Here is a 24,376-nt window from a genome sequence, read left to right as displayed (position 1 = left end):
CATCATTAGCTTGCCAAATGTCGTCAGTCCCGGCGGGGCAACGGCATTCTGGTCGATCCCGAGCAACAGGGTATGCAGCGTGCCTTTCCTGACCAGCACATAGATGACGGCGAGCCAGGCTTCCCCTCCGCGCAATCCGAAGATGCGCACCGAGCCGTCGGCCAGGCCATGCAGCGCGGCATCTCGGTAGAAGTCGACGACGGGTTCCTGCGTCAAAAGGTCGAAACGGCCGAGCTCGCGAAACCGCTTCAGTCGCAGTTCAAGGAGCGTGTCAAAGAGCGTTTCCGTAAGCGCCGGCGTGTCGGCCTCGACCAGGCTCAGGCCGCCGAGCTTTTCGAGGCGGCGGCAATGCTTGTGAAAGCTCTTGGCGAAGGAGGGCCTGCAGATGCGCTTGATAAGCGTTTCCGGTTCGCCGTGCAGGACAAGGCCGGAGGTGATCTGGAGGGAATCGTGCGCCGCCGAAAGCAGCGCCAGAGGATTGGCGACTCGTTGGATCTGTTGCGGGATTCCCAAGATATGGATGCGATCCGCCGGTGGCAGCACGGCGCGGACTGCCGCCCATGCGGCGTCGGCGCCTTGCCTGGTCCATGCCCTGTCATCCGCCAGCAGCGGTGCCGAATAATCGCAGACGCCGCAGCTCAGCCATTCGATCACGGAGTGGCCCAGCGCCCGGCGCCGCATCAGCGGCAAAAGCATGACCGGCGCGCCCGTGGCGGCGTCGTTGACCTCGACGACAAGCAGTTCCGCGCCTTTGGGCATCAGCCGTTTGGCGATCCCCTCGACCCACGCATAATGCTGATGCGCGGTGCACACGCCATCGGCCTGAAATCGCAGCCAGAGCGGCTTTACAGTGTCGAGGCTGGTGTGCAGCCGGGCTTTGAAGCGCGCGGCTGTACCGGCGCTGGCGGCAGTCGGGGACAATAGCCCGTCGGATAGATCCGTGTTGGGAGCCGTTCCCGTGGCTTGCCACATGCTTCTCCTGTCCTCCCGGCCGGCCATAAACATCGTCCACGCAAGCAGTGTAAATCCCGCCAACTCAGGACCGCCTCGGGCAGCCGTGTGTTGGAGCGCACGAAAGCCATGGTTGCGGACCAATGGCAGCGCTTGCGATACCCCCGCATCGTAAACCACGGCAAAGTTCGGTCAGGACCAGACCTTTGGCGCCCATTATGTTCGTTGCTTTCGCCTACCGGCCGATGGCCGAACTAGTCGAACCTTTGCCCGCGTGCCCAGCTCGTCGACCTGCCATGAGGCCCGGTGAGACGTTGGGCACTTGCGCTCAGGTCGATCGCTAGCATCAAAGCATGAACGGTGCGTTGATGGACACTCAGAAATTGCACCGATCGGTCGTGCCACGTCGGGGCCATTCGTGAGACCACGCCGACGACAAACAGGGGCCTTCCCGCCGTGCGTCCGTTACATCCTCACTGCCTCGCCTGCCACCGGTCTCTGCTACCGTTTTACCGGGGCGAACGGGACCGACCGCCGCCACCCGCCCAACCATCTGTCGCGCTGTTGGTCCGGGTGCTCGATGTTCCATATGCGGTGACGCGCGAAATACCATGATGCCGCAAGGACGAAGATTTCGGAGACCGCGGAACCCAACAGCGACCACGGCGGAGGCGCGATTGCCAGCAGGATTGCGATCAGCGCCAGCCCGACGACTGCGCCACCGGTCGTGATGAAGGCGACGGTCCGGAAATCGCCGAGGATCTCAAGGATGATGCGAGGCATGACATAAAGCATGACCGGGATGAAATTCGCGATCACGAAAAGTCCGATGAATCCGACCGAGGCATCCTGGAGGGCCTGGGATTTTATCATCGGCAGGACGAATAGGATGGCACATCCATAGACGAGGCCACCGATCCCCATGACCAGCGACCAGATCTTCGCTTGCGCCCAGACACGGCTTGTTTCGTTATTGCGCATCAGCTTCGCCAGCTCCGGCTGCGTCATGTTGAAGAGAGCAAGGCTGATGATGCGCAGTGGGGCAAACAGCACGAGGACCGCCGCCAGCGGCGCGTAAGCGGCGGGTCCGGCAATGCCCGCGACCAGCAGGGCCAGGCATTGACCCTGGATGTTCGTGGTGGTCGCGCTGAACGCCGACCAGCGCAGCTGCGGCCAGAGCCTTGTATAGCGGCGGCGCGTCGGCATGCGGAAGCTGATGCGAGGTGTGCGGCGCGCCAGCCGAACCAGGACGACGATACCGAGTAGATTTGCGGCCGCAAGCGCATAGAACACGGTTTGCAGCGCGTCCTTCGCCAACCACATGGTCAGTCCGGTCAGGATGATGCCGGTGATCGTGAAAGCGGCGTCGCTGATGGAGACGATCACCTGCTGGCGCCGAGCGAACAATGCCGTGCGCATGTGGCTGCGCAGCGACCATGCGCCGACGAAGCAGCCCGCGGCGATGCCGCTCGGATCGCCCAGCAGATGCATCAGGATCGCCGTGCCGACCGCCATCAGCAGCGACACTACCAAAGCCGCTGTTCCGAAGGCCACGTCATGGGCATCGACGCCGGCACTGTTGGTGCTCTTGCCCATCCATATCGAGGCGGGGACGGCAGTGAGCGAGCGGATGTACGACAGGCCGACGCCGCCCATCACCATGCCGATGGCGAAGAGACCGTAACCTTGCGCCGACAGTATGTGCAGCAGCGCGATGTTGAGGGCAAAGTGAAAGCCGCTCTGCATCGCCTCGCCGCCGACCATCAGCACGAGGCGTCGCAGCAGATGGACCGGGAATTTCACGGCCGGGTCTCCGCCTGGCGGGCGGTTGCCGGCCTGCCCGGCCTCGCCATCGTCACTTTCAGCTTGTCGGCGGCGATCGCCGCGATCGCGGCCGCTGCGACCGGTTCGCTGAAGACTGTCTCGTAGCGCGCACGGCCGGCGGCAATAAAACCGCGCCAGGCCTCGGGCCGCAGGATGATCGCCTGCAATTTCGCGGCAAGGGCGGCGGCGTTGTTCGGCGGAACATGCCAGCCGGTCTCCCCGTCGCTGACCACCTCGACCAGCCCGCCGATCGCCGATACCAGTGGCGGCCGACCATAGGCCATCGCCTCGATGGCGACGCGGCCCAGCGATTCCGGGCGCCGCGACGGAACGGTGACGATGTCGGCCCAGCGGTAGTGTTGCGAGGGGTCCGATATGAACGGCAGCACGCTGACGCGATCGGCCAATCCCATGGTGTTCACCAGCTCGGCCAAGGCCAGTTCGCGCTCGGTGCTTTCGAAAGCGCCGCCCACCAGCCGCACTTCTATGCGCGAGCGCAATTCCGGCGGCATCGAGGCGACCGCCTCGAGCAGCACCTCCTGGCCCTTGATCCTGTTGATGCGGCCGAGCAGCAGCACCCGCAACGGCCGGCTGCCGTCATAGTGCATCGGCTCGACCGCAGGCGGGCCGGCAACGCCATTATAGACCACATGCGTGCGTGAACGTCCGGCAATGCCGAAAGCGGCGCGCGTGGCGCGTGAATTGAAGATCAGGTCGGCATGGCTCCAGCGCATCAAGGCGACCAGGATCGTGCGCATGAAACCTTCGGGGATCTCGTGGATATGCAGGACAGCCTTGTGAGGCAGCAGGCGGGCGGCCAGCGCATAGTCGGCCACGATCGAGGTGTTGACATAGACCAGATCGCATTGCCTCAAACGTCGCCATGCCCGCCATAAGGCCAGCGGCAGGCGCGCCATCTCGACGGTCGCGAGGCGCAGGATGGCTTGGCGCCGCAACACCCAGAGCGGCTCGAAGACGATCCGGCTGGCATGCGGTTCGAGGATCTGCACGATCGGCCCGCTGCGCGGCAGCACGACTTCGATGTCGGCGGACGGAAACGCGGCGCGCAGGGCTGCGACGCTTTCCGCGAAGCTTCGGTCGGAGCCATAGAGTTCGTAGCCCTGATGAACGCAGGCAATCCGCATCTTAATATCCCGCCAGGTTCATACCCCATCCAGCATCGCGCGAGGCGGATGGCTGCCGAAGTCCAGGAGCAAGGATCATGCCCGGTCCGCTTTCCCAGACGGTTAGGCCGAGGAACCCCGGCAACGCCTCGTTTCGATACAGATACGCCCGGAAAGTTGACCGATAATGAAACAACTCCGGCGTTTGGTAAGAATTTTTTACGACGTTCTGCGACAGTTGCTCCCACTCTTGCCCGGCTGGAAGTCGCAGGGTGGGTTCTGGTGCAATGAACATTCCGGAAAGTCCCGTCGGCCATGACATCAAAGCCCTCCATCCTGATCCTGGGAACGCGCGGCATACCCGCGGCCCATGGCGGTTTTGAAACCTTCGCCGAGAAGCTGGCGCTTTTCCTCGCCGGACGCGGCTGGAGGGTCGGCGTTTACTGCCAGGACGAAGTCGAGCGTGTCGAGCACAGGGCGCGCAGCGAAACCTGGCGCGGCATCGAACTCATCCACATCCAGGTCGCCTCGAAAGGTCCGCGCGCGACGCTGGAATTCGACTGGCAATGCGTGCGCGATGCCGTGCGGCGGCCCGGCGTGTGCCTCGTGCTGGGTTACAATGGCGCGCTTTTCCTGACCTGGCTCAGGCTGATGCGGCGCAAGATCATGACCAACATGGACGGCATCGAATGGCGCCGCCCCAAATGGGGCCTGGCGGCGCGAAGCTGGTTCTGGCTCAACGAATGGATCGGCGCCTGGACCTCGCATCGCCTCGTCGCCGATCATCCTGTCATCGCCGATCATTTGGCGACACGCCGGCCGCGCAGCGCGATCGTCACCATCCCCTATGGCGGCGATCCGGTGACGACGGCGCCGGAGGCACCGGTCAGGGCGCTCGGGCTCGAACCTGGAAAGTACCTGATCTCGATCGCACGCATCGAGCCCGACAACAACATCCTGCCGATCGTCGAAGCCTTTTGCAGCAAAAAGCGCGACATGAAGCTGGTGGTGCTTGGAACGCTCTCGGATGAAATCCCCTATCACGCCGCCATCCGCAAGGCCGCGAACGGCTCGGTGGTCCTGCCCGGGGCCATCTATGACCAGGCGACCGTGAAGGCGCTGCGGTACCACGCGCGCGCCTATATGCATGGCCACACGGTCGGCGGCACTAACCCGTCATTGGTCGAGGCGCTGGCGGCCGGCAACATGGTGATCGCCCACGACAATCCCTACAACAGGTGGACCGCGGGCGCCGCCGCCCTCTATTTCACCGATACCGGCACTTGCGCCGGCCGGATCGATCGGGCCATCGAAGACGACGCCCTGGTCGAGAGTTGCGGTGAGGCCGCCAGGGCGCGCGCCCGCGAAGCCTTCCGCTGGGAAGACGTGCTGCTGGCCTATGAGAATGAAGCCTTCCGGCTGCTCGGCGTCGTCGCCGGCGAGGCCGTTCCGGTCGACCATCCCTCGCACGCATGACGACGTGGTCGCGCCGGCGGGTTCTCGGAGCGGCGCTGTCCACGGCGGCGTTGTTCGCGCCGCTTTCTCCCGTGTCGTCCAGCCTGGCCGCCACCGGCGAATGGCGCTTCCGGCGCGGCGTCAACGCCTTCCCCTGGTTTTCGCTGACGCGCGAATTCCCCGCACCCCGTACCGACTACGACTGGCCTCCATTCCAGCAGCGGCCGGTCCCGACGGCGGCCGATCTGCGCAGGCTGCGCGCGACGGGTCTCGATTTCATCCGCCTGCCGGTCGATCCCGGCCCGTTCCTGGCCGGCGATGCCGGCACGCGCGGCCGTTTGCTGGCGATGCTCGATCGGGCCGTCACCGCCGCCCTCGACGCCGACCTCGGCATCATCGTCAACGTGCAGGCCAATAGCGCGACCCACTATTGGAATCCGGACCGCATGGTCTCCAGCACTGCCGCGCCCGCCTTCGATCTCTATCGGACGCTGATCGGCGAGCTTGCCGGCCGGCTGGCGCGGTTTCCATCGGGCAAGGTCGCGCTGGAGCCGGTCAACGAGCCGCAGCAATCCTGCGAGTCCAACGTCTGGTCGCAGGTCCAGTTCGCGCTCCTGACCGAAGCCAGGGCATCGTCCGTTACCCTGCCGCTGGTCGTGACCGGTGGCTGCGGCTCCATGGTGAGCGGGCTGACCGCGCTCGATCCGGCGCCGCTCTCGCCCTTCGAACCGATCCTGTTCACCTTCCACTTCTACGAGCCCTACCTGTTCAGCCACCAGGGCGCGCCGTGGATGAGCGAACCCGTCTACCGTTCGCTCAACAACGTGCCGTGGCCCGCCTCGGCCGGTTCGCTCGAGGCGACGCTGGCTTCGGTGCGGGCGCGCATGGCCGAGGGCGCCGAAATCTCCGAAGCGGACAAGAAAGCCGCCTACGCGGAAACCGAGCGCGTGCTGAAGGTCTATTTTGACGCCCAGCCCGGCCGCTGGTTCATCGACAAATACCTTAGCCAGGCGCGCGATTGGGCGGATAGCCATGACATCGCGCCCGAACGCATCATCATGGGCGAGTTCGGCGCGCTGCGCACCGACGCCCGCTATGTCGCCGCGCCCGATCCCGACCGCGCCCGCTACATCGCCGACGTCAGGCAAAGCGCAGAGTCGTTCGGCTTTGCCTGGGCCTTCTGGGCCCTCTTCGACGGCATGGGCATGATGGACGACACCACGCGCGCCCTGGACCCGGCGATGATCGAGGCGCTTGGGCTGGAGATGCCGGGCTAGACGGCCTATCCCCGTTGCTTGTCCTTGCTTCCGTCAAGCGGAGGCAGCGATCGCCGAGGCGAAGTCGCGATATGGGCGCAGTGGGCGTCCGAGCAAGGCAGTCAGGCGCTCGACGTCGCCGGCCTCAGGCAGCATCCCGTTGGTCAAGAACCGCTCGCCCATCAGGCGCATGTCGTAGGCCATCCAGGCGGGCAAGAGTTGCTTGAGATTTTGCTCGAAGCCTTCGGTATTGTCGCCGCCGTAGTTGATCGGGCGGCCAAGCACCTCTGACCAGATTGCGGCGATATCCGTCCCGGTCAGTGTCTCCGGGCCGACGAGGTTGATCCGGTCGAGCACAAGCGGCTCCGCAGACTGTTCGCGGCGCAGCAGCTCGAGGGCGGCGATCTCGGCGATATCACGCACGTCGATCATGGCGAGCCCTTTGGCGCCGATCGGCATTGGGTAGGTGCCGTAGCCGGTGATGACGTCTTCGATCATCAGATCGTTCTGGATGAAGTAGGCCGGGCGCAAGATCGTAGCCTTGAAGTCCATCTCCTCGATCATCCGCTCGACGCCGAACTTGCCCGCGAAATGGGGTACGTTCACATAGACGTCAGCGTGGACCACAGACAGATAGACGATCCGCTCGATGCCGGCAGATCGGGCGACGTTGAGCGCGACCAAAGCTTGGGTGAATTCGTCCGGTACCACGGCGTTCAAGAGGAACAGAGTGGAGATTCCGGACATGGCTTTCCGCAGCGAATCGACATCGAGAAAATCGCCTTGCACGACGGAGACACCTGCCGGGAAGTTGGCTTTCGACGGATCGCGGACGAGAGCACGCACATCGGCGTCGCGCTTGACGAGATGTTCGACGACTTGGCGCCCAATATTGCCCGTGGCGCCGGTAACGAGAATGGTCATGAAATTTCTCCTGTTGGATTGCTTGACAGCTCCAATATGTGTGGCTCACTAATAGCCCAACAGGCGGAAATTTTAGACACGTCGTCTCGCTGGTGGAACACACATGGACCTCCTTGCCCTCGCCGATTTCAATCTCGTTGCCCGTCATGGCGGCTTCGGCAAAGCGGCAAGGGCCACCGGCCGGCCCAAGGCAACCCTGTCCCGGCGCGTTGGCGAACTGGAAAGCAGTCTTGATCTGCGCCTGTTTGAACGGGGCGCGCGTAACCTCAAGCTCACCGAAGAAGGACGGGCGCTCTTCGAGCGGACGGGAGCGTTGCTCGCCGAACTCGACGAGACCGCTTCGGCGATTGCCTCGGGCGGTCAGAGACCGAAGGGGAAGCTGCGGATCAGCGCGCCTTTGCATTTTTCTCAGACCGCGATGGGAAGGATCGCTGCGGGTTTCGCCCTCAAATATCCGGAGGTGAGGCTGGAGGTCACGACCGAGGACCGGGCCGTGGACATGATCGAGGAAGGCTATGACCTTGTGATCCGGGTCAATCCGGATCCCGACGAAAGCCTGGTCGGACGGGCGTTTCTGCGCGATCGCCTGGTCGTGGTGGCTCGCCCCGACCTTCCTCGCCCGACCGGTGGACTCGCCGCTCCTGGCGTTGCGCGCGGGGCAGGCGATCTGCAGACATTGCACGTGAAGACACAAGGCGGCCGGTCAACGATCAGGATCGAGCCGGTCGTCGCCTTGTCGACGCTCATCATGGTCCGGGACGCGGTGCGGGCCGGCGTCGGTGCGGCACATCTTCCCATTTCGTTGGTCAGCCACGACCTGGCTGACGGGACACTGGTAAGTTGGGGGGAGATCGACGGCCCCGAGATCGCTCTATGGACGCTCTACCCCTCTCGACGGCTACTCAGCGCGCGAGTGTCGGCGTTCATGGACTTTCTAAAACAGGCCTTCCCGAACGGGACGCCCGACGAACTGGCCGCCTATATTGGCAGGTGACGACCGCACCCGCTTTCGGGCGTGGAAAGCCTTGAAGCACTTTCCCGGCGTCCTGGCTGAGCCCCATGTCACATGCCGACGTCTTGGCGAAACGCGGGGGAACCTGCCGCTAGCGGTGGAGAGGCAGCCCTCTTCGGGGGTCGTCTCCAGTTACGCGCGCTGCTTGCGTCTTTTGCCGCGCCACCGCCCGCGCCGGCCGGTACAGCACCAGCGCCAGCACCACGAATTTGGTCAACAGCGTCGTCTTGGAGGCGAGGGTCTCGGAGGTGTTGAGCAGGATCAGCCAACCCAGCATGGGCAGCCAGATGCCGGGATGGCAGCGGCGTGCCACCTCATGCATGAACAGCACGAAGCCGAACAGCATCAGCAGGGTAAAGAAAGCGCCCTGATAGAGCACCATGCGTATGATCGGGTTCTCGATGCCTTGTTCCAGGCCGTTGATGCGGCGCATGCTTTCGATCAGATCGATATCAGGCCCCACGATCAGGTCGCCCAGCCCCAGATTCTTGAAGAGGTCGAACATTTCGACGCGGGCATTGGCGCTGCCGCTGTCGGACACGAAGCGTTCCAGCAGCGCGTCGAAGAAGCCGTAGGAAAAGAGAAGGGCGACCGCCACCGGCAGCAGCGTGGCGAGCAGGACCGCAAGGGCCGCGCCCAGCAGGCTGACGCGTCCATGCCGCAGATAGGCCACGCCCCTGAAAAGCAGATAGATGCCGCCGAGCGCGAGCGTGATCACCATCGCCGAACGTCCGCCGAACGCGACCAGCGCCGCGGTTTGCAGGCCGATCAGCGAAAGCCGCAGCGGCATCGACAGCGACCGTGAGCCGGAGAGCAGCGCCAGCACATAGACCGCGGTGATCGTGGCATTGGCCAGCGGATGGCCCTGAAGCGCGGTCGAGCGCAGGTCCGTGAACACCTCGCCGTCGAGCCGGTAGGGAAACACCAGCGTCTTGGTCGCGAACTCGAACAGCGCCAGCACCGCATTCGCCGACATCACCGCGTGAACGACCGTCTGCAGCCGCGCGAAGGTCCGGTCGTCGTCCTCGGCCAGCATCAGCACCAGCAGCGCCGCCGTCACGAACGTATCGACCATGCCCGCCATGCCCGGGCGATGCCTGACGACGACCACCACCAGGAGCACGACCGAGATGACCGCCATCAGCGCGCTGGCCGGCCGCCGGTCGGCAACGGCAGCCATATAGCCGACCGGATTGCCGAACGTGCATGAACGCCAGGCAAACACCAGCACCAGGAGATAGGTCGACGGATGGATCTTGGTGGCCGGACTGCCGAGCAGGCCGTCGTAATTGTAGCCCACCAGCCATAGCATGCCGCCGGAAACGGCGAACAGCACCGCCACCGTGACGACCAGGCCGAAGCGGGTCACCCAGTCGATGGAATTGCCGGCGCGGGATGCGGCGGCGGCTTGACCCGGCGCGGCCCGGCCGGCTGCCGGGCTGGCGGGCCGGACGGCGGCCATGTCAGGCCGCCTCGTCGACCAGCAACGCGCCGGTCGGCAACCGCCCCATGACGGAAATGGCCTGCGAGGCCGCCGTGACATCGCGCATCGGCGTCGAGTTCAGCGTGGCGACGAGCAGGATTTCGTCGGCCATCGCTACCAGCGGCGAGGCATTGAGATTGTCGGCCAGCGCACCGCCATCGATGACGACGAGTTCGAAGTGGCGGCCCGCCTGGACCAACATCTGCTGGGCAAAATAGACGCCCTGCGCTTCCTGGAAGACGGCCTTTGACCGGCCCCTCCCCAAAAGCGCGACATTGCTGCCGGGCGTATACTGGCTCAACGCCTCGATGCCGTATTCGCCGCGCAGCACGTCGAGTACGCCCGGCTGCTGATCTTTCTGGCCGCCGCCGGCATTGGTATCGATGAACAGGATACGGCCGCCCCGGGCGGCCGCGGCATTGGCCAGCAAGCGCGCCACCCTGCCGCGATGCGCGGCGTCCTCGGGCGGCGACGTCACCAGTATGGACGGCACCAGCGGCCAGTCCGGCGGACGCCGGCCCGACGAGAACATGCGCCTCAGCGCCAGCCCCACAACCGCGTCCGTCTTCTGGCTGGCCGCGGCGGCGGTGCCGCCGAAAGGCCACCAGCGGCGGGTGTTGCCCGATTTTGCCGGCACCACGCCAAGCACCGGCGCGTCGATGGCCGATTGCATCTGCGCGCTGGAAAGCACTGTCGGCGAGGAATATTCCGCGATCAGCGCCAGGCCGGTGCCGAGCCCCAGGCCGCCGAAGAGCGCGCCCAGGACAAGCAGCGACAGCGGCGGCCAGCTCTTCTTCAGGGCCGGCATGGCGCTGGAGATGATCCGCGCATTGGTGCTGTCGACGTTGATCTGCTCGCGCGTCTCCTGCACACGCTGCAGATAGTTGGCGTAGACGGAGCGAACGGCCTCGAGATCGCGCTGCAACTCCCGCAGCTTGACCGAAGCCTGGTCCGTATCGAGCGACTTGGTCTTCATGCCGGCGACCTTGGCCTCCAGCGCCTGCTGGTTGGCCAGCGCCCGCTCGTAGTCGGTCTCGGCAGCCGCCCCGATGCGGCCGAGCTCTCGCCCGATCAGTGCACGCGTATCGCGCAGTTGCTGCTGCGCCGCGATCATCGAGGGATGGCGTGGCCCAAGTTCCGTGCCGAACTGCGATACCTTGTCGACAAGCGTCGCCTCCTGCGCCCTGAGGCTCGAAATCACCGAGGAGCGCATCGCTTCCGAGGTCGCGTCCGGCGCCCCGCCCGACCTGCGCAACTGGTCGACCTGCGCCTTCAGCGCCGCGGTGCGGCTTTGCGCTGCCGAAAGCTGCGTATTCAGCTCGGTCAGTTCCTGGTCGCTGACCAGATTGCCTGCCGCCATCACCATGTTGTTGGCGGACCTGTAGGCCTCGACGGCATTCTCGGCCTGCTGGACGCGCTTGCGCTGCTCATCCAGTCGCGCGGCGATGGCGTCCGAAGCGTCCTTGGCCATCCGCGCGCGTGAGCTCGCCTGATCCGCCAGATAGGCCTGCGCGATCGCATTGGCCAGCATCGCCGACTTCTCGGCGTTCCTGGTGGTGATGATCACCTCGATGACCAGCACTTTGTCCGCTCGCCGCACCGCCAGGCGTGCGCGCAACGCATCGAGTGTCTTGGCCGTCTTGTCGGCTTCGCCCGACCCCGAACCCAGCAATCCGCCGAGTAAGCGTCCCAGCATGCCCTGCCCGTTGAATTCAGGATCCTCAGTCAGGTTGGTCGCCTTGATGGCCCTGAGCAGCACCCCCGTCGACTGGACGACGCTGACCTGGCTTTCCACACGGGTTATGCCGCCGTCGGGCGGCACCTGGCTCGGATTGACGTCGTTGCTGACCACCTGCAGGTCTTGCGGATCGATGATGATTTCCGCCGCCGAGCTGTAGAGCGCCGGCGTCAAAAGCCCATAGAGCAGGGCGCCGAGGGTCAGCAGCGCGGTGATGGCAAAGATGAGGGAACGGCGGCGCACCAATATGCGCTTCACGTCGCCCAGCTCGACGGTCGAGGCCGGGTAGGATGGCGCCAACGGCACCGCTTCGGGCGCGTATTGCATCGCCTCCGGAGCGTATTGTTGCGGCAACGAGAGCAGGGATGATTGCAAGGGTCGCTCCGACAACACTCCATGCGCCTGCAAAGATCAAATTGCGGCTTTGTCTTAGCTATGCTTCCAACTGTTAAAACACTGTTAATTATATTGAGAGCTCTTGTGAATTTTGGCACGGAGTTTGCCTAGAAGAGGCGCGAGTGTTGATACGGCGCGGGCAACGGGGGAATGACATGGAATGGGGCAACACTTCATCCGTCCGGCCGTTTCCCGCGTCCAAACACCAGCCCAATACCGAACATCACAACGATGAGGATGCGACATGCAGGTGAGCCTGCGCCTGGACAGCGAATGCCCGCGTGCCTTTCACCTGACGCTGCTGGAGCGCCTGGCGGCGCTGGCGCATGTCGAGGTCTCCGTCGATCTCAGGCCGGCCGAGGGCGGCATACCACCCAGCGCCGCGGCGCTGTTTCAGCTGGAAACGGCCATCCATGGCCTGTCCGCGAACGGACTGGCGAAACGCCTGCCGCTTTCGGCGCTGGCGCCCTATCAAGCGCGGCCGCCGGCAGCGCCCGATCTGGTGATCGACCTCTGCGGCGACGTGCAGCGCGAAGGAACCCGCGTCTGGCGCGTGACCTATGATGGCGCCGCGGGCGAAGCAGCCCTGCTGGCGCTGATCCTCGATGGGCGAACGCCGATTGGCCGTATAGAGGAAAACGGTACGTACCTCGCCGAAGGCCGCTTGGGCACCGAATATGGCGGCATCGCGCTTGCCTCGTTCCAGGATATGCTGGCGCGCACCGCGAGCCTGATCCTGGCGGCGATGACCGGCGCCGCGCGGCACGCTCTCCCCGTCCTGCCGGAGCCGGCGCACGGCAATGCCGCGCCCGCCATGCCGTCCGCCGCCACGCTTGGCGTCAGGGCCGGCAAGGCGCTGGCGCGGCGCGTCGTCCAGAAGATCTACCATCTCTGCTACAACGCCCCGCACTGGAAGGTCGGCTGGCGGCAAACGCAGGGGCAGGACCTGCTCGACCTGCGGGCGCATCCGGCAACGGGCTGGCAGGTGCTTCCCGACGACGGCAGCCGCTTCTACGCCGACCCATTCCCGATCCTGTATCAGGGCAAGGTGACCCTGTTCGTCGAGGACTATATCCACTGTTTGGGCCGGGCCATCATCTCCGCCGTGCCGTTCGGCCCGTCGGGGCCGATCGGCCGCCCGGAACCGGTGCTCGACCTGCCCTATCACCTGTCCTATCCGTTCGTCTTCGAGCGCGACGGCGAAGTCTGGATGGTGCCGGAGAGCTGCGCCAACCGCACGGTCGACCTCTACCGCGCCACCGCCTTCCCTGGCGGCTGGGTCAAGGAAGCGACGCTGCTGTCAGACATGGTCGCCAGCGATGCCACCTTGGTCGAGCATGGCGGACGATGGTGGCTGTTCGCCACCGTCAGGGACGGCGGCGGCGCCTTTTCCGACGCGCTGCATCTGTGGTCGGCGCCGGACTTTCGCGGACCGTGGACGCCGCACCCCAAAAACCCCGTCCTGATCGACATCGCCTCGGCGCGACCGGCGGGCCGCATGGTAGAACGGGAGGGCCAATTGCTGCGCCCCGTGCAGGACTGCCGCAGGAGCTATGGCGCGGCGCTCGGCATCGCACGCATTGTTCACCTGGACTTGGACGGCATGAGCCAGGTTGTCGAGACCATCTTGACGCCTGGCGCGTTATGGAGCGGGCGCAAGCTGCACACGCTCAACGAGGCGGGCGGCCTTGAATTCATCGACGGTTCCGCGATCGCGCCGCGCTGGAAGCAAACGAGCGGCGGGCGCTGACGACGGCCTGCGCATAAGGTCGATACGGCCCTCCGGCAAAAAGCCCCCGCCAGTCATGGCCGGCGGGGTGAGGCTCTGGAGTAAGCCGGAATCGGTCCGGCATGGATCAACGTATGGAGCGGTGGTTGGTTGCGGCGCCAGAAGCGCATTCCCTTTCCCTTTTTTGGGCCCTTGTGCAAGAACGGCCCCTCGCCCCAGCCGCAATCCCGCCTTTCTTGTCGCGAAATTTTCCTCCTCCGTATGCATGTTGTAAGTCGTTTAATCCGGGATAGATTGGATCCAGAAGGGCGCCAAAACGATCGCGCCGGGAGGAATTCGCCATGTCCGACAGCGCCCTGCCGCTGGTCATCAGCGCGCCCGAACCGCGCACGCTCGACCTCATCTTCACGCCGCCGCAGCTGGCGCGCTTCAAGGCGAAATATCGCATCGTCGAGACGACGCCGGACGGCGTGGCGAAACTGCCGGCCGATGTGCTGGCCGAGGCCCGCTACATCGTCGGCCAGCCGCCGATCGCGGCCGAGACGCTGGAGAAGATGAAGGCGCTGCGCTGCGTCTTCAATGTCGAGAGCAACCTCATCGACAACATGCCCTATGAAACGCTGTTCGCGCGCGGCATCCATGTCGTCACAACGGGCCTGGTCTTCGCCGAGCCGGTGGCCGAGCTCGGCCTTGCCATGGCGCTCAACCTCGCCCGCGGCATCGTCGATGCCGACCTTGCCTTCCGCAAGGGCGAGGAATTGTGGGGCGGCGACGGCAACCGGACGGCGCGGCTGTTGTCAGGCGCCGATGTCGGCATCATCGGCTTCGGCGATCTCGGCCGCGCGCTGAACCGGCTGCTGTCGGGTTTCCGCACCAGGACAAAAGTCTTCGATCCCTGGCTGCCGCCGTCGATCCTGATCGACAATGGCGTCGAGCCGGCCTCGATGGACGAGGTGCTATCCGTCAGCGACTTCGTCTTCGTCGTCGCCTCGGTGACCAGCGAGAACCAGGGCTTCCTCGGCGCCGACGCCTTTGCCAGGATGCGCAAAGGCGCGGCCTTCATCCTGCTCAGCCGCGCCGGCGTGGTCGACTTTCCCGCTTTGATGGCGGCGGTGAAGGGCGGCCACATCCTCGCCGCCAGCGACGTCTTCCCCGAGGAGCCGCTGGCGCGGGACCACCCGGTGCGCGCCTTGCCCGGCTTCCTGCGCTCGGCCCACCGCGCCGGGGCGCTCGACATCGCCTTCAAGCGCATGGGCGACATGGTGCTGGAGGAGATGGACCTGATCGACCGCGGCCTGCCGCCGCTGCGCTCCAAGCGCGCCGAGCGCGAAACGGTCTCGCGCATGCGCTCAAAGCCGGTGGACAGGAACTGACAGGGCGGCGACGTCCCTCGCGTCGCTTGACAAAAGCATGGCCAGCGACGACCCTCGCCCGGCCCATCTGGGGGCTCGGCAAGCGGCAGGGACCGTCGGCGGTAATGGCGCAGCTGGCGGGCTCAAGGCCAATCGGTCCGGCCGGCCAAGCGGTCCGGTTCTCTTTTTTCGCCATGGCAAGGCGGCAAGAGCGGCCTTCGCCATGAGGCTGTCGAAAACGCGACGGAGCGCGATGCTCAACACGATCGATTATGGCGGCAAGGAAGCCGATATCGTCCACGCGCTGGAGGAAGACATCATCTTCGGCAGGCTGGCGCCCGGCGCGCGCCTAGTCGAGGACGTGCTGCTCGCCCGCTTCCCGGTGTCGCGCCATACCATTCGACAGGCGCTCTATCAGCTCGAAAGGCTAGGCGTCGTCACGCGCGAGCGCAACAAGGGCGCCATGGTGCGGCGGCTGTCGCCCGACGAGGTACGGCAGATCTACGAGGTGCGCGAGATGCTGCAGCGCCAGGCGGCGCTGATGATCCGCCTGCCGGCGAGCGATGCGCTGATCGAAGAGCTGACGCAGATCCTCCGCATCTATAACGACCATGTCGAGAGCGGCTACCTGCGCGGCATCCACGAGGCCAATGATCGTTTCCATCTCACCATGTTCTCGGCCTGCGGCAATGCCTATCTGGTGGCCTCGATCGAGCATTACATGCGCCTCAGCCTGCCGGTGCGGGCTAACTCGCTGGCCGACAGGGAAAAGCTCGACATCTCGCGCCAGCACCACGCGATGATGATCGAGGCGCTGAAGCGCCGGGACAATTGGGTGCTGGCGCAGCTCTGCGTCGACCATTTGCAGCCCAGCAAGGCGTTCTATCTCCAGGAGATCGAGAGCGGCTGAGACCGCCCTGGCTAAAAGGCGCAAGACTGACAACAGGCCGAGCGGCGCCGGCGCCTTCTATCTCACCTTCACGACCACCTTGCCCTTGGCGCGCCCCGTCTCGACATAGGCCAGCGCCTCGTTGGTCTTTTCGAATGGGAATACCTGATCCATGACAGGGTGTATGACGCCGGATCGGATAAGTGACGTGATCCTGTTCAGCTGATCGCCCTGCGCCCACATGAACAGGAACGAATATCCGACCCCGGCGCGTCTGGCCCTGCCGCGTATGCCGCGGCTCAGCAGGCGCAGGACCAGTTTCAGGACAATGTTGAGGCCTTTGGCCCTGGCAAATTCGGGATCCGGTGGACCGGAGATGGAGATGAGCTTTCCGCCCGGCTTCAGCACATGCAGGGATTTCTCGAGCGTCTTGGCGTCCTGGCTGTTCAGGACGACGTCGTAGCCATGCAGGACCTTCTCGAAGTCCTCCTTCTTGTAGTCGATGACGACATCGGCTCCGAGACGTCTCACCAGATCGGCGCTCGCGACGCTGGCCGTCGTCGCAACCGTGGCGCCGAGATGTTTTGCCAGTTGGATGGCGAATGTCCCCACACCGCCGGAGCCGGCCTGGATGAACACCTTCTGCCCTTTCTTCAGCCCTGCCCTGTCGACGAGCACCTGCCAGGCGGTCAGGCCGACCAGCGGAATGGAGGCCGCCTCCTCCATGCTGAGACTGTCGGGCTTCAAGGCCACGTCGGCTTCTTCGACGGCGATGAATTCGGCGAATGTCCCGATCCGTCCGTCGCGCGCCCGCGCATAGACTTCGTCGCCGGTCTTGAATTTGCGTACTTTCGACCCGACGCGAATGACGATGCCAGCCACGTCATGGCCAAGGATGAATGGCGGGCGGTAAGGCAATATGAGTTTGAACTCCCCGTCCCGGAGTTTGGAATCGAGAAGGTTTACGCCAGCGGCGTGGACCTCGATCAAGACGTCGTTGTCGCGCGGTTCCGGCTCAGGCATCTCTGCAAGCCGCAGGGCGCCCGTCTTCTGATATTTGTCGACGACAAAGGCTTTCATCATATTCGCTTTCTTGAAATGAATCCCGATATCGGACAGGCTGGGCTTTCGGGGCAGCGAAACTGCTTGTGCGGGCACCGACTTGGTACGCTCCGTTCAGGCAGGCAGGCGGAACTGCTTGCGCAAGGTCTTGTCGAACGTCGCGGCGGGCGCGAACCGCCGCAGCGTGCTGACCAGCCGGGCTGTCTTGCCGGCGGTGTAGCGTCGGCGCTGACGCTTCTCGGTGGCGGCCCTGAGTACCACATTCGCCACCGCTTCCGGAGGGTCTGCTTTCGGCATCACGTCGCGAAGCAATGCGTCGATACCGGCGCGGGCCTGATCGTATTCCTTCATGACGGAATCGGGCTCGAGCCCGTTCTGGTCGAACACGGTGCGCACGAAGGCAGGTTCGATGACCGAAACCCGGATGTTGAAAGCGCGAAGCTCGTGGTCGAGCGATTCCGAATAGCCTTCGAGCGCGTGCTTGACGGCGGAATAGTGGGCCGAATACGGCGCGGGGACCAATCCCAGGATCGAGCCGATATTGACGATGCGCCCCTCGCCGCGCCGCCGCATCGACGGCAGCACCGCGTTGATCATCCGCATGACGCCGAACAGATTGACATCGAACAGGGCCTTGGACTGGGAAACCGAGGATTCCTCCGCGCCTCCCAGCAGCCCGATGCCGGCATTGTTGACCAGAAGGTCTATCCGGCCGGTCTTGGCGACGACATCCGAAACCACAGAGGCGACCGATGCGTCATCGGTCACGTCACAAACCAGCATCGATATTTCGCTCGAACCCTGGCCTGATATTTTGCGGCTGGTGCCAAAGACGGTGAAACCCGCCCGCGCCAAAGCCTCCGCGCTGGCGCGGCCGATGCCCGAGGAGGCGCCGGTCACGATCGCCGTCTTTCCTGAATTCCGGTTCATCTGGTGACTCCGAACTCGAGAGGTCTTGCCTCTCGGCGATGATTGAATTATGATCGTAATATCACATTACGAGTGTAATGCAATAGGGAAGCGGAAGGAGCGCCATGCGCTACGAAAAAGGCCGGAAGGACGCATCACGGAGCCGGATCATGGAGGTCGCCGCCGAACGGTTTCGCGGTGACGGCATCGCCGCGTCCGGACTGGCAAGCATCATGAGCGACGCCGGCATGACGAACGGCGCCTTCTATCCACACTTTCAATCCAAGGCCGAACTCGTCCGCGAGAGCATGGTTGCGGCACTGGAGGCTCAGTCGCAGCAATTGCAGGAGGCGTTGGCCTCGGGAGGGTTGGAGTTGGCCCTCGCGATGTATCTGTCGCCCGAGCACCGGGATCATCCGGAGACCGGCTGTGCTTCGGCGGCGCTGTTGCCCGAAATCGCGCGTCAGCCATCCGAGACCCGCGCGCTCTACACCGAACGATTAATGACGCTGGTGCGCCAGCTATCGGCGCAATTGCCGCCTGCAACCCGTGATCCGGAGGGCGTTGCATTGGGCGTTTTCGCGGCTCTCATCGGTGCCCTTCAACTGTCCCGCGCGGTGGAGGGAACTGAATTGTCCGATCGCATGCTGACGGCGGGAGCGGAGGCGGCGCGGACTCTGGTCCAGCCGCGCTAGGGTGAAGAGGAAGGCGCTATCCCGTGCGATGTGCCCCCGCTGCAAATCTAACGATGCAGCCAAACGAAGAAAAAAGCGGAAAGTTTCGCCGCCGTTGAACAATATATTTGTTCAGACCGGGCCTCAGCTGACATGGCGAACCGGAACTTTCCTCCAAACCTTCCGTTTCTTTGAAGATCGTTGCTTCGACGGTCGAAGAGCAACAGGGAAGGATCCTATCATGAACATCAAGATGATCTGCGTCGGCGCGATGACGCTTTCGATGCTCGCGGGCTCGGCCCTCGCCGCCGCGAACAAGGGCACGTCGGCACTCGACGACCCGGCCAAGATGCAGCCCTTCTACACCGACTCCAGCATGAAGAAGATGCGCAGCAGCGACGAGTTCACGAAAGCGTGGAAAGCGCTCACTCCGGAAGACCAGAAGATGATGATGACGGCCTGCGACGATGAGGCCAAGGACGCCAACGCCGCCAACAGCCATCCGGAGTTCTGCAGCAGCGTCAAGGCGAATGGCGGCAGCAAATAGACCGGCCAAGAGCAGGCTTTGTAGCCCGCACCCTGAAGACAGCCCCGTCTCGCGGGGCTGTTGTCATTCGCCGACGCGCCGGCCGGTTTCGGCGTCGAACAGATGCGCGCAGGCGCGGTCGACCTCGATGCGCACCGGCTGGCCCTGCTTGAGCGCCAGCCGCTCGCGGAAAAGGCAGTCTATCTCCTCGCCGCCGCAGTCGACCTTGGCGAAGATCTCCGAACCGGTGGCTTCCAGCAGCGTGACGCCGCCGGGTATGCCTTGGCTGCTGGCGCGGATGTGTTCGGGGCGGATGCCGTAGACCAGCTCTCCGCCCGGGACCTGTGCCGGATGAAGCGGCGCCGGCAGCGGCAAGGTCAGCCCGCCTGCGCTGCGGAAGACGCCTTCCTCGATGCGGCCGCGAATGAAATTCATGGCGGGCGAACCGATGAAGCCGGCGACGAAGAGATTGGCCGGCTGGTCGTAGAGGTCGAGCGGCGCGCCGACCTGCTCGACCAGGCCGTCATGCAGCACCACGATCTTGTCGGCCATGGTCATGGCCTCGATCTGGTCATGCGTGACATAGATGGTGGTGGTGCCCAGCCGCTGGTGCAGCGCCTTGATCTCGCCTCGCATCTGCACGCGCAGCTTGGCGTCCAGGTTGGAGAGCGGTTCGTCGAACAAGAAGACTTGCGGGTCGCGCACGATGGCGCGCCCCATGGCGACACGCTGGCGCTGGCCGCCCGAAAGCTGGCGCGGGAAGCGGTCGAGCAGCTTTTCCAGGCCGAGGATACTCGCCGCCCTGTTGACGCGGCCGGCGGTATCGGCCGGATCGGCTTTCTTGATCTTGAGCGCGAAACCCATATTGTCGGCCACCGTCATATGCGGGTAGAGCGCGTAGTTCTGGAACACCATGGCGATGTTGCGGTCTCGCGCCCTGAGATCGTTGACGACCCGCTCGCCGATGGCGATCCTGCCGGCCGAGATCGTCTCCAGCCCCGCGATCATGCGCAGCAGCGTCGACTTTCCGCAGCCCGAAGGTCCGACCAGGATCACGAACTCGCCATCGGCGATGTCGACGCTGACGTCGTGAATGATCCTGGTCGCTCCGAATGCCTTCTGCACATTGTTGATGGTCACCGCTGCCATTTCATGTCCTCACCTGGAAAGAGTGTCGTCGGCTTCAGCCGCCCTTGACCGCGCCGGCGGTCAGCCCGGCGACGATCTGCCTTTGCGCGAACATGGTCAGCACCAGCACCGGCAGCGTCACCACCAGTGCGGCGGCGGCCAGCGGCCCCCAGCTCACCTGCTCGTAGGAGAGCATGTTGTAGACCGCGACCGGCAAGGTCCGCGTCTCGCGGCTGGCCAGCACCACGCCAAAGACGAAATTGTTCCAGGAGAAGATGATGGACAGGATGAAGGCCACCACGATGCCTGGCCTGGCGATGGGCAACGCGACCAGCCGGAACACCTGCCATGAGGAGGCGCCGTCCATGCTGGCGGCCTCCTCCAGCTCCATCGGCGTGGTTTCGAAATAGCCGATCATCACCCAGACCACGATCGGCACCGTGACCACGAGATGGATGATGATCTGCGGCCACAGCGTGCCCAATATGCCCGCCCACTGGAACAGCAGGAACAGCGGGATGAGATAGGACAGCCCCGGCGTCATGCGCGCGATCATGATGACGACCGCCGACCGTTCGGCCTTGAGCCGCGCTATGCCGTAGCCGGCAGGCACGCCGATCAGCAGCGCCAAGAGCGTCGCCGTGCCGGTCACCAGCACCGAGTTCCAGAAGTAGAGCAGGAAATTGTTCTCCTCGAACACCTTGGCATAGTTCGACCAGGCCACGTGCTCGGGGATGAAGACCGGCGGCGAGGCGCCGTTGTCGATCTCGAATTTCAGGGACAGCGAGAGCATCCAGAGGAAAAACAGGATCGCCGGCGAGACGAAGACCAGGGCGGCGAAGAACAGGCCGATCCGGTTGAGCAGTCGCGAACGCATCTATTTGCCCTCCGCGTCGGTCCAGCGGCTGCGCTGGCGCAGCATCAGCAGGACGAAGGACAGCGCTACGATAAGAACGAAGAACACCACCGCCATGGCCGAGCCGTAGCCGACGTCGTAATAAGAGAAGGCGATGTTGTAGAGATAGATGTTGATGGTCTCGGAGGCCGTGCCCGGCCCACCCTGCGTCATCGCATAGATGATGTCGAAGCTCTTCAGTGCGTCGATCGTGCGGATGATCACCGCGATCATCAGGAACGGCGCGATCATCGGCAAGGTCAGGTAACGGAACTGCTGCCAGGCATTGGCGCCGTCGATCTCGGCGCTCTCGAAGGGTTCGCGCGGCACCGAGGCCAGCCCGCCCAGCACGATCAGCATCACCAGCGGCGTCCACTGCCAGGTCTCGACCGCAACCAGCGAGGGGATGACCGTCCTGGCATTGAATATCCATTCCTGCGCCGGAATGCCGACCAGCGACAGAAGGTAGTTGAGCACGCCGAGTTGCGGATGGAACATCATCGTCCAGACCAGCGCCACGGCGACGGGCGTGGCCATCATCGGCATCACGAAAATGCCGCGCAGCACGCCGCGCAGCGGGAACCGGGCATCGAAGATCAGCGCCGCGACCGTGCCGAGCAGCATCGGCGCGGCCACCGAGAGGAAAGTGTAGGACAAAGTGTGCGCGAGCGATTCCCAGAACCGCCCATCGCCGACCAGTCGCAGATAGTTCTCCATCCCCGCGAAGCTTCGCGACTGGCCAAGCGTCCAGCGGTTGACGCTCATCCACAGCGTGAAGGCCCAGGGAAAGACGATGACGGCGCCGACGACGACCAGCGCGGGGACGACGAAGGGCCAGTAGCTGGGAGCCAGCTTGACGGGCCGGCCCCCTTCGCTTGCCTGTTTCATCACCCCGGTACGATCCGTCGTCGCCCCGGCGCGATCCGTCGTCGCCCCGGCGCGACTCGTCGTCGCCTCGGCGCGCTCTGGGGCAGTTGCGGACATCAGCCTTGCTCGCTCCTGTCGAGGACCGGCTGGAACTGTTCCGTCGCCTTCTTCAGTTCCTCCGCCGGGTCGGCCCCGGCGAGCAGGTTGCTGAGCGCCACGCCATAGATGTCGCGGAATTCGGTGACCGGGATGATGACCGGCAGCGCCAGCCGGCTGACATTGCCGGAGCCGACCACGGCATCGAGCCAACTCGCCGGCATGGTCACGCCTTCGCGCACCTTGGGGTCTTCCAGCACCGATTTGCGGAACGGCACGCCGGCACCTGCCTGCAGCAGCCGCGCGCCCATGCCGGCCGACACCGCCCATTGGCAAAAGAGATAGGCGGCTTCCTTCTTCTCGCTGGCCGTTGTCACGCCGAGCCCGTCGCCGAACGTACCCGAGGCATGCGCCTTGGGGCCCTTGGGCATGACGCCGTAGCCGACCTTGCCGACCACCCTCGACTTCTCCGGATTTTCCATCGGCGGCGCGAAACCGACGCCGTCGAACCACATGCCGATCTTGCCTTGCAGGAAGGCGGATTGCGCTTCGGCCCAGTTGAAGCCGGTGACGCCGGGCGGCGCGGATTTGGTCATCAGCCGCTGGTAGAGGGCGGCCGCCTCCACCGCCTCGGGCGCGGTGGTGCGCAGCTTGCCCTTGTCGTCGAGCGGCGTCATGTCGTAGCCGAGCATCAGCGAGGTCCAGACCGGCGTGTTGGCGTTCTTGAGGCCGCGCGCGACGAAACCGTAGGTGTTGGTCGACGGGTCGGTCAGAGCCTCCGCGGCTGAAACGAGCTGATCGAAGGTTTCGGGGTATTTGAGGCCCTTGGCCTCGAACAGCTCCTTGTTCCAGTAGATTATCCAGTAGTCGACCGAGAACGGCAGCGAGCGCAGCACGCCCTGGCCGTCCTTGGCGAACAGCATGCCGGCATCGGCAAAGTCCTTTTCGACCAGGCTCGGATCGGTCAGCGTCGGGTCGGCAAGGTAGCCCGATATGTCGGCCAGCCAGCCGCCCTTCTCGAACTGCCGCTTCTGCACATGGTAGCTCAGATGCACGACGTCGAAGCTGGGTTTGCCGGAGCTGAGCTCGATCACCGTCTTCTGGCGCTGCTGCTGCTCGGGCGTCGCCTCGGCATTGACCTTGATGCCCGTCAGATCCTCGAACTCGGCGAGATATTTGATCAGCGTGTCGCTGCGCGGGCTTTTCACCAGATTGACATCGAGCGTCGTGCCCGCGAAGCGCTTCCACTCGACGCCGGCGGCAAGGCTCGGGCGGATACCGGCAAAGCCGGCGCCGGCGAGCATGGCGGCGCCCGCAAGGAGCTGCCTTCTGGTTGGGTTGAATGGATTGGACGGCATTTCTTCCTCCCGGTTGCTGTCGTTGTCGATTGCGCCGCGACAGGCACGGCGCGGCCTGCTTCCTCAGATATGGAGCGCCAGCCGGCGCGCATTGTCGATATGCTGGCTGATCGCCTCGACCGCCTTTTGTGGATTGCGGCTTTCGAGGGCTTCGATCACGCTCAGATGCTCGCGCATCACCGGCACCACGCGCCCGTCGATGCGGAACCGTTCCTGGTGGATCAGGCGGATCTTCACCGAATTGACCAGATAGGCCTTGGCAATGATCTCGTTGCCGAGCGCATCGATGAAAGTATCGTGCATGGCCCAGTCGATGGTCTGAGCCCTGGCCTCCATCTCCGGCGTCGGGGTCTGCGCCAGCGCCTGCGCCAGCATGTCCTCATGCTCGCGGCGCAAGCGCGCGAGTTCGTCGTCGGAGGCGCTGACGGTGAACAGCGCCACCGCCTCGCGCTCCATGAACAGGCGGAACTGGAAGGCCTCGCGGATCAGGCTGATGTCGATATGCGCAATCTGCATGCCGCGCTGCGGGATCGTCGTCAACAACCCCTCGGCTTCCAGGCGCGGCACGATCTCGCGGATGGCGCCGAGCGGCAGGCCGGTGAACGCGACGAGTTCGCGCTGCGACACGAACTGGCCCGGCTTGAGGTCGCGGGCCAGCAAATGCCGCGTGAAGCTGGCATAGGCCTGCTCCCGCAGATTTGTCTGGTCGCCGCCATTGGCCATTTCAG

The 24,376-nt window shown here is 64.6% G+C and carries 21 protein-coding genes; 8 read left to right on the top strand and 13 right to left on the bottom strand.

Annotated elements, in window-relative coordinates; genetic code table 11:
* From FJ946_RS17405 to FJ946_RS17395, 3 genes are all read right to left on the bottom strand, one after another.
* Window positions 1–972 (bottom strand): GNAT family N-acetyltransferase (locus tag FJ946_RS17405; protein WP_140732250.1); only part of this gene is annotated, 972 nt, incomplete at its 3' end.
* Between the two features lie 480 nt (window positions 973–1,452).
* Window positions 1,453–2,754: a hypothetical protein gene (locus tag FJ946_RS17400; protein WP_181167668.1), complete on the bottom strand. Its 1,302-nt coding sequence runs from the start codon at window positions 2,752–2,754 to the stop codon at window positions 1,453–1,455.
* Window positions 2,751–3,920 carry a glycosyltransferase gene (locus FJ946_RS17395; RefSeq protein ID WP_140516153.1) on the bottom strand — a complete coding sequence of 390 codons (1,170 nt, stop codon included), beginning with the start codon at window positions 3,918–3,920 and terminating at the stop codon, window positions 2,751–2,753. The genes FJ946_RS17400 and FJ946_RS17395 overlap by 4 nt, the downstream gene beginning before the upstream one ends.
* Window positions 3,921–4,214: 294 nt before the next feature.
* Between FJ946_RS17395 and FJ946_RS17390 the strand changes: the two genes are divergently transcribed.
* Both FJ946_RS17390 and FJ946_RS17385 read left to right on the top strand, forming a co-directional pair.
* Window positions 4,215–5,375 (top strand): DUF1972 domain-containing protein, encoded by a 1,161-nt coding sequence (locus FJ946_RS17390; RefSeq protein WP_140565371.1) that lies wholly within the window; start codon window positions 4,215–4,217, stop codon window positions 5,373–5,375.
* A complete protein-coding gene (locus tag FJ946_RS17385; protein ID WP_140565374.1) occupies window positions 5,372–6,631 on the top strand; it encodes a cellulase family glycosylhydrolase in 1,260 nt (419 codons plus the stop codon). Before FJ946_RS17390 ends, FJ946_RS17385 begins: the two co-directional genes overlap by 4 nt.
* A gap of 33 nt (window positions 6,632–6,664) precedes the next feature.
* Here FJ946_RS17385 and FJ946_RS17380 read toward each other — a convergent pair whose 3' ends face one another.
* Complete coding sequence (locus tag FJ946_RS17380) at window positions 6,665–7,534, bottom strand: NmrA/HSCARG family protein (RefSeq protein ID WP_140565377.1); 870 nt, start codon at window positions 7,532–7,534, stop codon at window positions 6,665–6,667.
* A 103-nt stretch (window positions 7,535–7,637) separates the two neighbouring features.
* On the opposite strand from FJ946_RS17380, the gene FJ946_RS17375 reads away from it, so the two are divergent.
* Window positions 7,638–8,528: a LysR family transcriptional regulator gene (locus tag FJ946_RS17375; RefSeq protein ID WP_140565381.1), complete on the top strand. Its 891-nt coding sequence runs from the start codon at window positions 7,638–7,640 to the stop codon at window positions 8,526–8,528.
* Between the two features lie 109 nt (window positions 8,529–8,637).
* On the opposite strand, the gene FJ946_RS17370 is transcribed toward FJ946_RS17375, so the two are convergent.
* Both FJ946_RS17370 and FJ946_RS17365 read right to left on the bottom strand, forming a co-directional pair.
* Window positions 8,638–10,008: a VpsF family polysaccharide biosynthesis protein gene (locus tag FJ946_RS17370; RefSeq protein WP_140565386.1), complete on the bottom strand. Its 1,371-nt coding sequence runs from the start codon at window positions 10,006–10,008 to the stop codon at window positions 8,638–8,640.
* A gap of 1 nt (window position 10,009) precedes the next feature.
* Window positions 10,010–12,142 carry an exopolysaccharide transport family protein gene (locus FJ946_RS17365; RefSeq protein ID WP_140565390.1) on the bottom strand — a complete coding sequence of 711 codons (2,133 nt, stop codon included), beginning with the start codon at window positions 12,140–12,142 and terminating at the stop codon, window positions 10,010–10,012.
* A 265-nt stretch (window positions 12,143–12,407) separates the two neighbouring features.
* Here FJ946_RS17365 and FJ946_RS17360 point away from each other — a divergent pair, with 265 nt between their 5' ends.
* The 3 genes from FJ946_RS17360 to FJ946_RS17350 all read left to right on the top strand — a co-directional run bounded on the left by FJ946_RS17360 (window position 12,408) and on the right by FJ946_RS17350 (window position 16,154).
* Complete coding sequence (locus tag FJ946_RS17360) at window positions 12,408–13,913, top strand: formyl transferase (protein WP_140565393.1); 1,506 nt, start codon at window positions 12,408–12,410, stop codon at window positions 13,911–13,913.
* Between the two features lie 320 nt (window positions 13,914–14,233).
* Window positions 14,234–15,265, top strand: a complete 1,032-nt coding sequence (locus tag FJ946_RS17355) for a hydroxyacid dehydrogenase (RefSeq protein ID WP_140565397.1) — start codon at window positions 14,234–14,236, stop codon at window positions 15,263–15,265.
* A 232-nt stretch (window positions 15,266–15,497) separates the two neighbouring features.
* Entirely contained in the window at window positions 15,498–16,154 is a 657-nt protein-coding gene (locus tag FJ946_RS17350; protein WP_140499090.1) for a GntR family transcriptional regulator, read from the top strand.
* 57 nt (window positions 16,155–16,211) lie between these two features.
* On the opposite strand, the gene FJ946_RS17345 is transcribed toward FJ946_RS17350, so the two are convergent.
* Both FJ946_RS17345 and FJ946_RS17340 read right to left on the bottom strand, forming a co-directional pair.
* Window positions 16,212–17,213: an NADP-dependent oxidoreductase gene (locus tag FJ946_RS17345; RefSeq protein ID WP_140565744.1), complete on the bottom strand. Its 1,002-nt coding sequence runs from the start codon at window positions 17,211–17,213 to the stop codon at window positions 16,212–16,214.
* A gap of 96 nt (window positions 17,214–17,309) precedes the next feature.
* Window positions 17,310–18,125, bottom strand: a complete 816-nt coding sequence (locus tag FJ946_RS17340) for an oxidoreductase (protein ID WP_140565401.1) — start codon at window positions 18,123–18,125, stop codon at window positions 17,310–17,312.
* A 104-nt stretch (window positions 18,126–18,229) separates the two neighbouring features.
* On the opposite strand from FJ946_RS17340, the gene FJ946_RS17335 reads away from it, so the two are divergent.
* On the top strand, window positions 18,230–18,799 hold the full coding sequence (locus FJ946_RS17335) for a TetR/AcrR family transcriptional regulator (protein WP_140516173.1): 570 nt from the start codon (window positions 18,230–18,232) through the stop codon (window positions 18,797–18,799).
* A gap of 220 nt (window positions 18,800–19,019) precedes the next feature.
* Window positions 19,020–19,325, top strand: coding sequence for a hypothetical protein (locus FJ946_RS17330; RefSeq protein ID WP_140499097.1), 306 nt, complete (start codon window positions 19,020–19,022; stop codon window positions 19,323–19,325).
* A gap of 63 nt (window positions 19,326–19,388) precedes the next feature.
* Here FJ946_RS17330 and ugpC read toward each other — a convergent pair whose 3' ends face one another.
* The 5 genes from ugpC to FJ946_RS17305 form a co-directional block, all read right to left on the bottom strand.
* A complete protein-coding gene (gene ugpC / locus FJ946_RS17325; protein ID WP_140565404.1) occupies window positions 19,389–20,453 on the bottom strand; it encodes a sn-glycerol-3-phosphate ABC transporter ATP-binding protein UgpC in 1,065 nt (354 codons plus the stop codon).
* Between the two features lie 34 nt (window positions 20,454–20,487).
* Window positions 20,488–21,309 (bottom strand): carbohydrate ABC transporter permease, encoded by an 822-nt coding sequence (locus FJ946_RS17320; protein WP_140521426.1) that lies wholly within the window; start codon window positions 21,307–21,309, stop codon window positions 20,488–20,490.
* A complete protein-coding gene (locus tag FJ946_RS17315; RefSeq protein ID WP_140521586.1) occupies window positions 21,310–22,215 on the bottom strand; it encodes a sugar ABC transporter permease in 906 nt (301 codons plus the stop codon).
* A 95-nt stretch (window positions 22,216–22,310) separates the two neighbouring features.
* Window positions 22,311–23,648, bottom strand: a complete 1,338-nt coding sequence (locus FJ946_RS17310) for a sugar ABC transporter substrate-binding protein (RefSeq protein ID WP_140521425.1) — start codon at window positions 23,646–23,648, stop codon at window positions 22,311–22,313.
* 63 nt (window positions 23,649–23,711) lie between these two features.
* Entirely contained in the window at window positions 23,712–24,371 is a 660-nt protein-coding gene (locus tag FJ946_RS17305; protein ID WP_140499104.1) for a GntR family transcriptional regulator, read from the bottom strand.
* Between the last annotated feature and the right edge of the window lie 5 nt (window positions 24,372–24,376).

The sequence above is a fragment of the Mesorhizobium sp. B2-4-7 genome (genome assembly GCF_006442685.1).
In the GTDB taxonomy this organism is placed as follows: Bacteria; Pseudomonadota; Alphaproteobacteria; order Rhizobiales; family Rhizobiaceae; genus Mesorhizobium.
Note: the sequence above shows the minus strand (reverse complement) of the source record. Positions and strands in the feature narration are given on the sequence as shown.

Coding starts and splice junctions, on each gene's coding strand:
- FJ946_RS17330 (WP_140499097.1), top strand. CDS start 19,020: ATGAACATCAAGATGATCTGCGTCGGCGCGATGACGCTTTCGATGCTC.
- FJ946_RS17335 (WP_140516173.1), top strand. CDS start 18,230: ATGCGCTACGAAAAAGGCCGGAAGGACGCATCACGGAGCCGGATCATG.
- FJ946_RS17390 (WP_140565371.1), top strand. CDS start 4,215: ATGACATCAAAGCCCTCCATCCTGATCCTGGGAACGCGCGGCATACCC.
- FJ946_RS17370 (WP_140565386.1), bottom strand. CDS start 10,008: ATGGCCGCCGTCCGGCCCGCCAGCCCGGCAGCCGGCCGGGCCGCGCCG.
- FJ946_RS17385 (WP_140565374.1), top strand. CDS start 5,372: ATGACGACGTGGTCGCGCCGGCGGGTTCTCGGAGCGGCGCTGTCCACG.
- FJ946_RS17360 (WP_140565393.1), top strand. CDS start 12,408: ATGCAGGTGAGCCTGCGCCTGGACAGCGAATGCCCGCGTGCCTTTCAC.
- FJ946_RS17305 (WP_140499104.1), bottom strand. CDS start 24,371: ATGGCCAATGGCGGCGACCAGACAAATCTGCGGGAGCAGGCCTATGCC.
- ugpC (WP_140565404.1), bottom strand. CDS start 20,453: ATGGCAGCGGTGACCATCAACAATGTGCAGAAGGCATTCGGAGCGACC.
- FJ946_RS17380 (WP_140565377.1), bottom strand. CDS start 7,534: ATGACCATTCTCGTTACCGGCGCCACGGGCAATATTGGGCGCCAAGTC.
- FJ946_RS17375 (WP_140565381.1), top strand. CDS start 7,638: ATGGACCTCCTTGCCCTCGCCGATTTCAATCTCGTTGCCCGTCATGGC.
- FJ946_RS17320 (WP_140521426.1), bottom strand. CDS start 21,309: ATGCGTTCGCGACTGCTCAACCGGATCGGCCTGTTCTTCGCCGCCCTG.
- FJ946_RS17315 (WP_140521586.1), bottom strand. CDS start 22,215: ATGAAACAGGCAAGCGAAGGGGGCCGGCCCGTCAAGCTGGCTCCCAGC.
- FJ946_RS17345 (WP_140565744.1), bottom strand. CDS start 17,213: ATGAAAGCCTTTGTCGTCGACAAATATCAGAAGACGGGCGCCCTGCGG.
- FJ946_RS17395 (WP_140516153.1), bottom strand. CDS start 3,920: ATGCGGATTGCCTGCGTTCATCAGGGCTACGAACTCTATGGCTCCGAC.
- FJ946_RS17350 (WP_140499090.1), top strand. CDS start 15,498: ATGCTCAACACGATCGATTATGGCGGCAAGGAAGCCGATATCGTCCAC.
- FJ946_RS17310 (WP_140521425.1), bottom strand. CDS start 23,648: ATGCCGTCCAATCCATTCAACCCAACCAGAAGGCAGCTCCTTGCGGGC.
- FJ946_RS17340 (WP_140565401.1), bottom strand. CDS start 18,125: ATGAACCGGAATTCAGGAAAGACGGCGATCGTGACCGGCGCCTCCTCG.
- FJ946_RS17355 (WP_140565397.1), top strand. CDS start 14,234: ATGTCCGACAGCGCCCTGCCGCTGGTCATCAGCGCGCCCGAACCGCGC.